Source organism: Propionispira arboris (genome assembly GCF_900109225.1).
GTDB classification, from domain to species: Bacteria; Bacillota; Negativicutes; order Selenomonadales; family Selenomonadaceae; genus Propionispira; species Propionispira arboris.
In genome coordinates this window covers 58357-71104 of the sequence record NZ_FNZK01000009.1, presented here as the reverse complement: position 1 = coordinate 71104, position 12748 = coordinate 58357, and the positions used below count along the sequence as shown (strand labels likewise).

Here is a 12748-nt window from a genome sequence, read left to right as displayed (position 1 = left end):
AATTCCGTAAATATACAATTTTATGAATTAGTACCGTCAGATTACTAAATTTTGTATTTGATTACGCCAAATTAAATATCCTTTTTCGTTTAAATGTAAACCATCAACTGTATCTTCAGCTGGTAATCGTCCATTTTTATCGGAAAAAACTTTTACCATATCAATATATGGATCTTGATATTTTTCTGCTAATTTTTTAATACCTACATTCAGACTGCTTATATTTTCATTGTTTCTTAAATATCTGGATGGAAAGAGATTGTCATTGAATGGTAAAACACTTTCTATGTATATTTTAGTTTGCGGCAAAGCTTTGTGTAAAACAGCCAAAATCTGATCATAATTTTTAATAGTATCTGGTATTGACCGATTAAAGCAAAGATCATTTGTGCCTATCATCAAAAAAATCTTTGGTGGTGCTAATGCAATAATTTGATCAATTCTATTGAGTACCCCCAATGTGGTGTCTCCACCAATGCCACGATTTACTAAATTCACATTTGGAAAGAGTTGATGCCACTTTCCTTCGTCTGTCATACTATCTCCTAAAAAAACCACCGGATGCAGCGCATGTGTATCCATTTCAAAATATAACTTACGAATTCTATAATGTAAGCTAAGATAAGCTGGTGTATCCGCACTACGACTGAGATCGTCCATTTGTGAATAAAATTTATTTTCTACTTTTTTCCAGCCACCCTCCGCAATTGTATTTCTGGTAAATATAAAAAATACAAGGGAACACCCCAGAACGATGCACAGGCTTTTTCTAAAAGTTTTTTTCATTAAAAATTAACACTCCTTATTTTATTTCTAAAATATTTTATATTCTACACACCTTCTAACATCTCCTTGTAAGAATACGGGTTTTTAGTTTAATTATTTTAATGAATACATTTTTCAACGCTAAAATAATGTATAATAGAAACTATTCTTATGGAATTTAATCTTATGGAGGTATGTTTATGAGTTTACCTATCTACCAATCCATTGCCCTGGATAATTCTAACATGCTCAATATAATTTAAAAATTTTAGTTCTGTAATTTTATTTTTAAATAATGTATAATGAACTGTTTCAGCAAAGGCAATTTTCATGAAAAATTATTTTATGTGGAGGCATCATAAATGAATTTACCAGTATATCGAGCTATCGCACTTGATATCGCTAAAAGGATCGTCAACCAAGAATTTTTAGAAGGCACTAAAATATCAGGTAGAACCTTATTGGCCAGTCAATACAAGGTATCCCCGGAAACGATTCGCAAAGCAATTTACATATTAAAAGAAAATAATGTTATATCTGTCTCACAGGGCAAAGAAGTTCTTGTGCTTTCCACACAACAAGCAGCTCATCTCTTGGAGCACCATCAAGAAATTGATGCAGCTTACTCTTTAAAACAAGAACTAGAACAGTTAATAAAAGAAAAAGAGTCAATTGATAAAAGATTTCATAAAGTAACCAACGAGATTATGCATTACTCTGACCGGTTAAAAAACATTACTCCGTATAATCCAATGGAAATTCAAATTGCTCCACATTCCACAGCAATTGGCAAATCCCTGCGAGAGTTAAACTTACGACAGTCAACCGGAACTTTAATTATAGCAATTCGCCGCGGCACACAAGTATTGATAGCTCCTGACCCAGATGATATTTTACAAAAAGAAGATCGGCTTGTTGTCATCGGAACACTCGATAAATTAAGTGCCGTTGCAACTTTTATGAATGAGAATCATTGTATGTGATGTAAATAAACAAAACTGCAAAAAAGGGAAGACAAATTTGACTGTTTTATAGCAGCTGAATTCGTCTTCCCTTTTTCTAACGAAAAATTTTATTGTATTTTAAAATAAGCCTCTAAAATTTTTCTGACAATCGGTGCTGCGGATGCTGTACCATATCCACCATGCTCAACGAGAACTGCCACAACAACCTCTGGTTTATCAAATGGTGCATAAGCAACAAACCAACCATGATCATCACCCCGCGAATTTTCTACTGTCCCTGTTTTACTCGCAATTGGAATCGGAAATCCCTGAAAAACCGTAGATGCCGTTCCGCCGGACATGGCTACATCATGCAAAGCATTACGAATAGCCGTGAGCGTAGATGGTTGTATGCTAATCTGTCCTGTTTTTTCAGGAGAAAACTGCTTCACAATCTCCCCTTGATCCGAAACAATTTTATCGACCAAAAACGGTTTATAACGATCACCGCCATTGGCAATTTGACTCATCAACATTGCAATCTGTATTGGTGTCACTAATTGAAAGCCCTGTCCGATTGCCGCATCAAACGTTTCGGCAAGATACCATGGTTCATCGTATATTTTTTGCTTATATTCCTGACTAGCTACAATTCCACTGGCTTCACCCGTCAGATCAATACCCGTTGGTTTACCCAATCCATATAAATAAGCATAACGAGCCAAATTATCAATACCCACGCGGTTGCCCATCTCATAGAAGTATACATTATCCGATTTTGCTAATGCTTCCTGGAAACTGATCCACCCCAAAGCCTCACCATCCGCATTCCCCTTTGGTATCAGCCAATGCTTGCCTGTATCTAAAATTTTTTCTTCTGTCGTAACTTTACCAAGTTCCAAAGCAGCAGTACCTGTAACAATTTTAAACGTAGATCCCGGTGAATATTCTCCCGAAATCGCCCTATTTTCGATTGGATTAAATGGATTATTTATTATAACATCCCAAGCTTTTTTAGAGATGCCTCCGTTAAATAAATTCGGATTAAAATCCGGTTTGCTTACCATCGCAATAATTGCCCCGGTATTCGGATTCATAACTACAACGGCTGCGGCTTGTGCTTTTGTTTTATGCTGCGTCTGCAGCAGTTTCAGCTGCGTATCTACCGCTTCTTCGGCTGCTTTTTGGACAGATGCATCTATTGTCAAAAACAAATTATTTCCCGGAACCGGTAAAACCCGATGCAAGAGTTTTACCATTTGTCCCCCGGCATCCACTTCGACTCGATCCGCTCCAGCTTTACCCCGAATATATGCATCATATGTTTTTTCAAGACCTAATTTGCCAATAAGATCCCCGCTCTTATACTCAGTAGGATTTTTCGCTAATTCATTTTGGCTGATTTCTCCTGTATAGCCAAATATTTGCGCGGCAAAATTACCATACAAGTAATTTCGGATGGGCTCCGTTTTTATAACAATCTGTGGAAACTCTTCTTTCTTTGCTTCAATCTGCGTAATCGTTGTCAAATCAACATCTTCTTTTATCTTAACTGGAAGAAATGGCAAACTATGCGGCTGTTGGATCTTTTCCTGAATTTCTAGCGAGTCCATATGCAATATGTCAGCTAATCTTTGTATTTCATCTGCAGAAATGTTACGTGGGAACAACCACGCAGAAACCACAAAGCTCGGCCGATTCGAAACTAAAAGACTGCCATTTTCATCTAAAAACTTACCGCGCGGAGCCTCTATTGATACAGTCCGAATGCGATTCGTTTCCGACAAGCCTTCATAATATTGACCTGTAATAATTTGTAAAAAAGCAACACGTCCCAATAACAGAAAAATTATACTTACAACGATCCATTGTACAATCATTAAACGTTTTTGGATCATAGCTTCTCGAAAACGAACTTGCATTGAATCTTTCATAAACGGGTCTCCCCTCTAAACTAACAACCTAAATATTATCATAAAGTGCTAGTTATGTAAATAATCTTTACGGCTTTATAAGAGCTCAAATTGACAACTAACAGCTTTTAATGTATAATAGAGTTGTTAGTTGCGTTGGAATTATCCAGATGAATCAATCTAGAATTTCAACGCAACTTTTATCAAAAAAAAAGATTTGACGAAAGGATGCGTTGTAAAATGTATTTATGTAAAGAAAAACTTATATCAGCATGGCAAGATGTGCCAAATCAGGACTGGAATGATTGGCACTGGCAGGTAAAAAACAGAATTACAGACGTAACTTCCTTAAAAAATAAAATAGATTTGACTCCCAGTGAAGAAAAAGGTGTCAACAATTGTTTGAAAACTCTGCGTATGGCGATTACGCCTTATTATGCATCTTTAATTGATACCGCCAATCCTGACTGTCCCATTCGGAAACAATCCATCCCGACAATGGACGAATTAGTCAACACGGTCTACGATTTGGATGATCCTTTGTCGGAAGATGCCGATTCTCCGGTTCCCGGAATAACCCATCGGTATCCAGACCGCGTATTATTTTTAGTTACAAGTCAATGTGCCATGTATTGTCGTCATTGTACAAGAAGACGGTTTGCCGGTACTACAGATCAGGCAAGAAGCCCTGCCCAAATCACTGCGGCTATCGACTATATTGCCAAAACACCTGTAATTCGCGATGTTTTAATATCCGGCGGAGATCCGTTTCTGCTAAGTGACGAATTTATTGAATCTCTATTAATACGGCTTCGCAAAATCCCTCATGTAGAAATTATTCGTTTTGGAACACGTACCCCTGTTGTAATGCCACAACGAATTACCGATAAACTATGCAATATGCTAAAAAAATATCATCCAATTTGGGTTAACACTCATTTTAACCATCCAAATGAAGTAACTGCTGAATCCACTGCTGCTTGTGAAAAGCTTGCTGATGCCGGCATTCCTATAGGAAATCAAACCGTCCTGCTGCGTGGTGTAAATGATTGTTCTTATATACAGAAAAAGCTGGTACATTTATTAGTGCAAATGCGTGTTCGTCCCTACTATCTATATCAATGTGATTTATCAAACGGTATCGATCATTTTCGTACATCTGTCTCCAAAGGAATTGAAATTATGGAAATGCTGCGCGGACATACCTCAGGTTTTGCTGTACCGACTTATGTCATAGATGCACCTGGTGGAGGTGGAAAAATTCCGGTTGGACCACAATATGTAATATCCCGATCCGAAAAAAAAGTAATACTGCGTAATTATGAGGGTATCATTTCCACCTATGCAGAATCAACTCATAAACAAAGCAAGTGCCACGAATGCGGACTCTGTGAAGAATATAAAAGTAAAAGCAGCAAAATCGGCATCGGCAAATTGTTTTCCGATAAAAAAATCAGTCTGATTCCTACCGACAACAATCGTGAAAAGCGCAGAAAAATCTTTCACCCGCTTAAGCAGAAAGGACAAAAAGTATGATTTTAGCACAAAAGGAACCAATCGATAAACTTTTAGATGAAGCCCATCAGCTAAGCTATCACGCAACCCAAGAAACGGACACCTTTAAAGTTCTCTTCTTTATAGATTTTGTAAATAATAGACTAAAAATCGAAGACTATACCTGTGAAAACTATGATGATTTTGTTGGATTCTTAGAAACAACTGCCCAAAAACACAATCTATACAAAATCATTATCGTTGCAAAACAAAAAGATTGGGAAGCTTTATTTGTTCGCGATTTTTTGCTGGAAGCACTTCATCCATCTTTTTTTAAGGGTGAACCCGGTTTTCACTTAGCAAAATTCACCAATATAGAAAGACAGGAATCAAATCATCGCCTTATTGAAAAAGCTTTATTGAAAAAGGTTCAGGAAAGTCCTCACACAAGCAGAGATTTACCATCTGAATATACCATTAAAACAGCTGACCCCGTCTCAATTCCTGAACTTTCCAATTTATACACCAGTGTTTTTTCAACGTATCCATCACCAATGAATGACCATACCTATCTAGAAAAAATCATGCAAAAAACTTCTATTTTTAAGATAATGCTGTATCAAAATAAAATCATTAGTGCTGCATCAATTGATGTAGACCAACGAACCAGCAGTGCTGAACTTACTGACTGTGCTACTATAAAAAAGCATTCCGGCAAAGGTCTGATGTCACATTTAGTCAAAAGCCTCGAAAGCGAGGCCAAACAACTACAGCTTATAACATTGTATTCTATAGCGCGTGCCAGTTCCGTTGGAATGAACAGCGTTTTTTTTCATAATATGTATAACTACTATGGCTGCCTGATAAACAATTGCCATATCTGCGGGCAATTTGAAAATATGAATATTTGGTCAAAAAAAATAAACTAACAACCCCATTTCTGGCAGCTTAATAGTCTAGATGCAAGTTCTTTAATGCATTATATATAGCACAAAAACAAAAAGATCTCCTGTTATCATCTTTATATTGATAACAAGAGACCTTTTTGTTTTTTATGCTTTTTCACCAACAACCGTAAAGCGTTTACGAATATGAGCTTTTTTTTCAATCTCATCAACAAGAGCAATCGCATAATCCGCATAGGATATATAACTTTCACCCGCTGCATTTTCAATCAAATTATCTGCCCCCAGCTTGTAAGATCCAGTACGTTTGCCTGCATAATCAAAATATGCGGCCGGGCTCAAAAACGTCCATTGAATACTGCTTTGTTGTAATTTTTTAAAAGCTTCCGCCATATTCGATGCCGTTGGATAATATTCTTTGGGGAAATTTTCTGTATCCAGTAAACGAACTTTCTTATCTGGATCAACAAACAAACTCGCCGCTCCACCAACAACGATAAGCCTCACCGACGGTAATTCTTCAAAAATTTTCGTCAGATGAGCCAATGCGCTTTGATGAAGTTCTTCTTTTCCAGGTGGTGCATTAAAAGCATCAACGACAACATCATACTGTTTTAAATCTGCTGCCGTTAACTGAAATAAATCCTTTTCTACTATCGTTACTGCATCTGTAATTTTAGTTTTATCCCGAACAATTGCCGTAACCTCAAAACCTCTTGTGCCGGCTTCTTTTAAAATCATATTTCCCTGCTTGCCGCTCGCGCCAATAATTGCAATTTTCATATTCATAAGCTCCTTTATTGTGTATTTCTATCTTATAAATACAATGATAACGCAATTAGCCCCTTATGGGAAGTAGACACTCCAAAGTGCCATAGTATCAAAATAATACTGTTGAATTTACAAAAATACAGTGCAGACAATTTGACTGCACTGTAAAAAATTAATATACGATTATACTTTAAATTTTCTGATTGACTGCTGTAATTCTTCCGCCATCTGTGCCAGATGCTCACTGGCCGAAGCAATTTCTTCGATTGTTGCCGATTGTTCTTCGGTCGCCGCCGATATATTCTGTGTCTGTTCAGACGTTTTCTGACTTTCCTTATCAATATTTTCTACAGAAGTTACAACATGCTGCGTACCACTGGTAACTTCTTGCAGGGATGCGGAAATTTCATGAATTTCTTTTGTCATTTCACTAACCATCAGCAAAATCGCACTGAAATTATCACCAGCTGCCTTAACGACTTCCGCACCTCGATTGACTTCATTTTGACTATCACCCATATAAGTAACAGCATTATCCGTTTTTTCCTGTACTTCATTGATCAATCCAGTGATTTGCTTCGCCGCTTCCTGCGATTGCTCAGCTAATTTTCGAACCTCTTCCGCCACAACAGCAAAGCCGCGACCAGCCTCACCCGCTCGAGCTGCTTCAATGGCTGCATTTAAAGCCAAAAGATTCGTTTGGCTTGCAATACTTGCAATCACTTCAACAATTTGGCCAATTTGCTTGGATTTGGCTTCCAGTTCACCGATGACACCCGATGTGCTTTTTGTTTTTTCTTCAATAATCGACATCTGGTGAACTGCTTTACGAATTGCTTCGCCGCCTTTATTAGCCGTTTCTGCTGTTTTTTCTGATGAAGTGGAAACCACTAGCGTATTATCAGAAACCTGATTCATTGCTTTTGCTATATTTTCGACTGCTGTATTGGCTTCATTAGCCAAATGCAATTGCTGCTCAGCACCTTGCGCTACGGCTGTTACAGCTCCAGCTACCTGATTGGACGCCTGAGCCGACTGTTCGGCATTGGCTGTCAGTTCTTCCGAAGAAGCTGCGAGTTGTTCCGAGGCCTGCGCTAATTTTTGAATCAAGGCCCTAACATTTTTATTCATACGATCTACGGCTGCTGATAAAACACCAAATTCACTTTTATCAGCTAAACTATCAGCTGGAACGTCCCGAGAAAAATCACCTTGAGCAATTTCTTCTAAAAACCCTACCGCTTGTTTTAGTCGCATTGCAATGCGTTTGGCAATAACAATACCCAAAATAAGACCTAAGAAAATAGAGCATAACACAATAACACTAAAGGTAATATTCGCTCCCGTAAAATCCTTTTTACTATCTTCATTCGTTGCCGCCGCTTGTTGTTTCGCCTTATCGCTCATTGCTAAAAGATCCTGGCTAAATTTTTTCGATAATGGATCGCCTTGCTGTTGATATAAGCGATATGCATCCTCGTCTTTATTTTGTGCTGCAAGTTCTAAAACTTTTTTGCGAACTTCGCGATATTTCACTAGATCTTCACGTACATTTTTCAAACTCGTCTGTTCATCACCTGATAAGCCAAGTTTTTCATACGCACTTAAATTTTCATCAAACTGTTGACCACGCTTTGTAATATCATCCTGCAATTTTTGGATATCCTGTGGCTCTTTTGCCAAAATCATAGCAAACATATTGGACTCAATTGCACGAGCATGATTGCGATTTTCAGTTAATAAATTAACGGCCGCAAAATTCTTGCTATACATGGATTCCATATTTTCATTCGTTTTGTTTAAAGAAACATACCCCGTAACCCATACTGCAACCAGACCAACTATAAAAATCGAAATCAGTAGTGCCAGTTTTTTTGCTACATTTAGATCATTCAACAACTTCAAATAAACCCCTCCTATTTATACATAAGTCCTACTGTTCATTTCTGAATGTTAAGACAAATTAACTGTTATTCCATGACATTTTGAAACAATATAGTTAAGTATATAAAATTCAAGTCTTTTTATTAATAGGAATAAAGTCCCTTGTTTGTGTTTTTACTTTTTTTGTAACTAAAAAAAGTAAAAAAAATCCCCAGTGACAGCTAGTATCACCAGAGATTTATTTCCATTTTTGTAAAAATCTTATTAGGCAAAAGGTTTCACCCGTCCCATTTTTATTGCAGTATGAATTATAATAGCACTGGCTTTATCTATATCTGCTGCTGAATGCGCACCCGTCATCGTCAAGCGCAATCGACTGCTTCCGACAGGAACCGTCGGTGGACGAATTGCTGACACAATCAATTTTTCAGCATAAAGTTTTTCGGTAAAGTCCATAGCCTGTGAAGCAGCACCAATTAGAATTGGAATAATCGGTGTCTCACTTTTCAGTAGGGGAACACCAGCCAGCCTTAATTTATCCTTCATCGCAGCCGCCTTCAAAGCCAGTCTTTCCACTCGATATGGCTCTGTCAATAAAATCTGCAAGGCAGCACTAGCTGCAGCAAGCGTTGCCGGGGACAAAGCAGTCGAAAAAATAAAACTTCTGGCTTTATTAATCAGATAGTTAATAACCAATTGACTGCCCGCTGCAAATCCACCTTCAGAAGCCAAAGCCTTACTCAAGGTGCCAAGTTCCAGATGAACCCTTCCGCTAAGTCCATAATAAGCTGCTGATCCCCGGCCACCACTGCCAATAACGCCAGTAGCGTGTGCATCATCTACGATCACAAAGCCATCATATTTTCCTGCTAAATAAACGATTTTCTCCAGACAAGCAATATCCCCATCCATGCTAAATACACCATCCGTTATAATAAAACGCTGCCCGCTGCAAGGTGTATTTTTAAGCAACTCTGCCAACGCCACCATATTATTATGTGGATAGATAACCGTTTTTGCTCTTGCTAAACGACAACCATCAATAATGCTCGCGTGATTTAAAGCATCACTAAAAATAACATCTGCAGCTGTATTGGCTAAAGCACTAATTACTCCGATATTCGACATATATCCAGAATTAAATATTAAAGCAGCTTCCGTCTGTTTAAACCGGGCGATATCCTTTTCCAATCGTCCGTAAAGCGGATGGTTACCACTCGTCAGCCTGGATCCACCTGAACCTGTACCATATTCCTCTATAGCAGCAGCTGCCGCTGCTTTAACTGCCGGATGATGCGTCAACCCCAAGTAATTATTAGATGCCATCAATAGATATTTTTCATTTTTTATGCAAACATGCACAGGATCAACAAAATGAAATTCATGAAGTTGACGTAAAACAGCTTCCGCATGCATGTTAAGCAGCTGCGTTTTTATCTGTGTTAATTTTTGCATAGATTACAGCCCACTTTCTCTTGTGGTCTGATTAAAACAGGTGTATTTTCCAAATAAGAAACCAATACTTCGATGTTCGTATCGGGTTTAATAAAAAATGCCCGTCCGCCATTTGGACTATTCAACAATTTTAAATGTGGTATTCTATAATACCCCGATTTATTGGCTACATAGCCTGTTGTATAGGTCAGATCGTCCGACCAGCAAAGTTCAGCTATGACACCTGCTGCAGATTGAACTTTAGAAGCCAAAACTACAGCCTCACGAACATGCATATCCAGCAAGCCACAATTTCTAAGCACCATTCTATAGGCAGGCAAATCTGCAACATCCATATTACTGACTCGAATTCCTCGTTGTGCCGCTGCATCCAGCCGTTGCCCGGTCGTTGAAGATAACAGCATCGCTCCATGCATACTTTCACTGAGTCCAGCTAATTGTTCTATCCCCGATAGCGCTGCCGCTTTCGTTACCCCCGAATTTATAAGTTTTTCCACTGCAGCATTACGCCCTGATAACATCGTATCCGCTGCAAGCGTGGAAATTGCCAGCTGCCTAATATAAACAATATTCTGCGGTACAATTTGTTCAATTTTTAAATTAATAAAATCAGCGCAGCCACGCTCATGTTGAAATGCTCTTTCGATCATGGCTTGGACACTTCTTTCAATTTCTTCTTGATTTACAATACGTTCCGCACCAGAAATATGCTTTCCACCCAATTCATGTGCTCCACCTTTCGCTGAACGCATTTTAACGCTATACAACATTTGTAAGCATCCTTTCTGCGGTTTGTCTAACTCGACGTAATACCAACGTAAGCGGCCAAGCTGCCAAAGCTGTATAAATCATGCCAGGAATGGCTGCAAAAATAACAATCCAGCCTGCCTGCCCTATAATTCCTATAAAAGCTAAACGAGCGATAAAGGAAGCGATCGGGCCCGCAATAACAATAACAAACAACGATGTCCCCCCCAAATAAAAAACGATTCCAATAACAACCCGAAACAATAATGCAATTGCCACATTTAAAACAGTTTGTGTCCCCAACAGAAGAACAAGCGTACTAGCTATAACACCCGCAATAAAATACCGTTGAAACCCATAAACTGCACAAATCGCTACAGCTAAAGGCGCCGATAGTTGAAATTCAGTTCCAGGAATAAACCCTGGGATTTTGAACGAACCTGAAATTGCAATAAGTGCCGCAAGTAACGCAGTGGTAGTCATATTTCTTAGATTCATAAAAACATCCCCCCATATTGGTCAACCTTATTTTTAAATAAGGTTGACCAATATCTTATAATTATAGATACGCTAATTAGCGCCATGATCGCCCTTACGAAATTAGCAACCTTGAGTCTACCAATCTGAATTATAAAAGAAAAAATTGTAAAAGTCAATTGTAAACCGTTTTTTTAAAATGGTTTACAATTGACTTTTATTTTTCTTTATTCTGCACTGGCTTTTTTCAATAAAAGTGCAGCCATCACAGCCACCATCGGTACAGTGAAAACAACGCCCAGACTGCCGGAAATCCCCTGCATAATTTCAATGCCCATCGAATTTGAATTTATGACCTGTCGATATGGTAGATCATAAACATAATTCAGGACTAGAATACCTAATGAACTTCCCGTAAATGCCAAAATCAAGGTGGTCGCCATCGTTCCCATGATGTCACGCCCTACATTCATACCGCTTTCAAAAAGCTGCCGTCTGGTAAGCTGAGGTGTCTTATCATGTACTTCACTGACCGCTGCCGCAATATCCATAGCTATATCCATTACCGCCCCCAATGTCGCAATTAAGACACCCGCAAACAACAATCCACCAATATCGATTTTCGTATTTTGCCCCACAAAAAGCAATGCTTCAATATTAGAAACATTATAGCCTGAAATACTGGCAAAATAACCAAAAACAGCGGCTGAGGTTCCGGCAATGACAACACCAAAAAATGTACCAAGGATTGCCGCTAGCGTCTTACGATTAAAACCGCCAATCAAGCTCAGACTCACAGTTACTGTAACCACAGCAGTTATACTGGCTGCCAAGAACGGAGAAATACCGCGAACCAGCATTGGTAAAAACAGATATACGATACAAACCATCGTGAAAATCAAAGCCCCCGCTGACTTCATCCCCTTCTTACCACCGATCACACAAAGTGACAAAAGGAAAAAACCAATAAAAGCATAAATTGGCAAAGCACGGTTTACACTATAAACAGTAACCATTTGACTATCTCCGGCTAAACTGACGATGGCAACGACTTTCTCGCCTACAACGCAGGCTGCACCAAACAAAAATCCATTTGCACTTGTCGCTTCAACCGTTTTCCCCGATAGCACACCGCTATCAATCTGAAGCCGTACTTTCTGGTCCCCGATCCGCATGCCGTTTTCCTGCATATTATCTTCCAGTATATCCAGTACCGTCGCATTTTCAAAAGTTCGTCCGCCCGTATTCACCAAAACCGGTTTTTCCACTTGCTGAAAAATATATAAAAAAGTTGCCAAGCCAACCAATATAGCCATCGTTCCCAGCCATACATAAATACGTTTATGCTTTAATCTATTAAATCTCATCTACCATCGATCCTATCTCCTGAATT

Annotated in this window: 11 protein-coding genes; 3 read left to right on the top strand and 8 right to left on the bottom strand. The window is 38.6% G+C overall.

Annotation, left to right across the window (positions count from 1 at the left end; translation table 11 throughout):
* Positions 1-36: 36 nt before the first annotated feature.
* Positions 37-786, bottom strand: coding sequence for a GDSL-type esterase/lipase family protein (locus BMY14_RS10200; RefSeq protein WP_091831436.1), 750 nt, complete (start codon positions 784-786; stop codon positions 37-39).
* Positions 787-1127: 341 nt separating this feature from the next.
* On the opposite strand from BMY14_RS10200, the gene BMY14_RS10195 reads away from it, so the two are divergent.
* Positions 1128-1748 (top strand): GntR family transcriptional regulator, encoded by a 621-nt coding sequence (locus tag BMY14_RS10195; protein WP_091831434.1) that lies wholly within the window; start codon positions 1128-1130, stop codon positions 1746-1748.
* Between the two features lie 89 nt (positions 1749-1837).
* Here BMY14_RS10195 and mrdA read toward each other — a convergent pair whose 3' ends face one another.
* Complete coding sequence (mrdA, locus tag BMY14_RS10190) at positions 1838-3643, bottom strand: penicillin-binding protein 2 (protein WP_245741364.1); 1806 nt, start codon at positions 3641-3643, stop codon at positions 1838-1840.
* A 219-nt stretch (positions 3644-3862) separates the two neighbouring features.
* Here mrdA and kamA point away from each other — a divergent pair, with 219 nt between their 5' ends.
* Both kamA and ablB read left to right on the top strand, forming a co-directional pair.
* Positions 3863-5158 carry a lysine 2,3-aminomutase gene (gene kamA / locus BMY14_RS10185; RefSeq protein ID WP_091831432.1) on the top strand — a complete coding sequence of 432 codons (1296 nt, stop codon included), beginning with the start codon at positions 3863-3865 and terminating at the stop codon, positions 5156-5158.
* Positions 5155-6045 carry a putative beta-lysine N-acetyltransferase gene (gene ablB / locus BMY14_RS10180; RefSeq protein ID WP_091831430.1) on the top strand — a complete coding sequence of 297 codons (891 nt, stop codon included), beginning with the start codon at positions 5155-5157 and terminating at the stop codon, positions 6043-6045. Before kamA ends, ablB begins: the two co-directional genes overlap by 4 nt.
* Before the next feature lie 123 nt (positions 6046-6168).
* Here ablB and BMY14_RS10175 read toward each other — a convergent pair whose 3' ends face one another.
* The 6 genes from BMY14_RS10175 to BMY14_RS10150 form a co-directional block, all read right to left on the bottom strand.
* The gene (locus tag BMY14_RS10175; RefSeq protein WP_091831428.1) at positions 6169-6804 is read right to left on the bottom strand and encodes an NAD(P)-dependent oxidoreductase; all 636 of its coding nucleotides are present in this window, start codon (positions 6802-6804) and stop codon (positions 6169-6171) included.
* 171 nt (positions 6805-6975) lie between these two features.
* Complete coding sequence (locus BMY14_RS10170; protein ID WP_091831426.1) at positions 6976-8697, bottom strand: methyl-accepting chemotaxis protein; 1722 nt, start codon at positions 8695-8697, stop codon at positions 6976-6978.
* 243 nt (positions 8698-8940) lie between these two features.
* The gene (gene bioF, locus BMY14_RS10165; RefSeq protein ID WP_091831424.1) at positions 8941-10131 is read right to left on the bottom strand and encodes an 8-amino-7-oxononanoate synthase; all 1191 of its coding nucleotides are present in this window, start codon (positions 10129-10131) and stop codon (positions 8941-8943) included.
* A complete protein-coding gene (locus BMY14_RS10160) occupies positions 10119-10901 on the bottom strand; it encodes a 6-carboxyhexanoate--CoA ligase (RefSeq protein WP_091831422.1) in 783 nt (260 codons plus the stop codon). The genes bioF and BMY14_RS10160 overlap by 13 nt, the downstream gene beginning before the upstream one ends.
* Positions 10891-11376, bottom strand: coding sequence for a hypothetical protein (locus tag BMY14_RS10155; protein ID WP_091831420.1), 486 nt, complete (start codon positions 11374-11376; stop codon positions 10891-10893). The genes BMY14_RS10160 and BMY14_RS10155 overlap by 11 nt, the downstream gene beginning before the upstream one ends.
* Positions 11377-11582: 206 nt before the next feature.
* Positions 11583-12722 (bottom strand): YibE/F family protein, encoded by a 1140-nt coding sequence (locus tag BMY14_RS10150; RefSeq protein WP_091831418.1) that lies wholly within the window; start codon positions 12720-12722, stop codon positions 11583-11585.
* Between the last annotated feature and the right edge of the window lie 26 nt (positions 12723-12748).

Bases quoted from the DNA above. Each gene is read 5' to 3' on its own strand.
- BMY14_RS10155 (WP_091831420.1), bottom strand. From the start codon at position 11,376: ATGAATCTAAGAAATATGACTACCACTGCGTTACTTGCGGCACTTATT.
- bioF (WP_091831424.1), bottom strand. From the start codon at position 10,131: ATGCAAAAATTAACACAGATAAAAACGCAGCTGCTTAACATGCATGCG.
- BMY14_RS10175 (WP_091831428.1), bottom strand. From the start codon at position 6,804: ATGAAAATTGCAATTATTGGCGCGAGCGGCAAGCAGGGAAATATGATT.
- kamA (WP_091831432.1), top strand. From the start codon at position 3,863: ATGTATTTATGTAAAGAAAAACTTATATCAGCATGGCAAGATGTGCCA.
- BMY14_RS10195 (WP_091831434.1), top strand. From the start codon at position 1,128: ATGAATTTACCAGTATATCGAGCTATCGCACTTGATATCGCTAAAAGG.
- BMY14_RS10200 (WP_091831436.1), bottom strand. From the start codon at position 786: ATGAAAAAAACTTTTAGAAAAAGCCTGTGCATCGTTCTGGGGTGTTCC.
- BMY14_RS10150 (WP_091831418.1), bottom strand. From the start codon at position 12,722: ATGAGATTTAATAGATTAAAGCATAAACGTATTTATGTATGGCTGGGA.
- BMY14_RS10160 (WP_091831422.1), bottom strand. From the start codon at position 10,901: ATGTTGTATAGCGTTAAAATGCGTTCAGCGAAAGGTGGAGCACATGAA.
- mrdA (WP_245741364.1), bottom strand. From the start codon at position 3,643: ATGAAAGATTCAATGCAAGTTCGTTTTCGAGAAGCTATGATCCAAAAA.
- ablB (WP_091831430.1), top strand. From the start codon at position 5,155: ATGATTTTAGCACAAAAGGAACCAATCGATAAACTTTTAGATGAAGCC.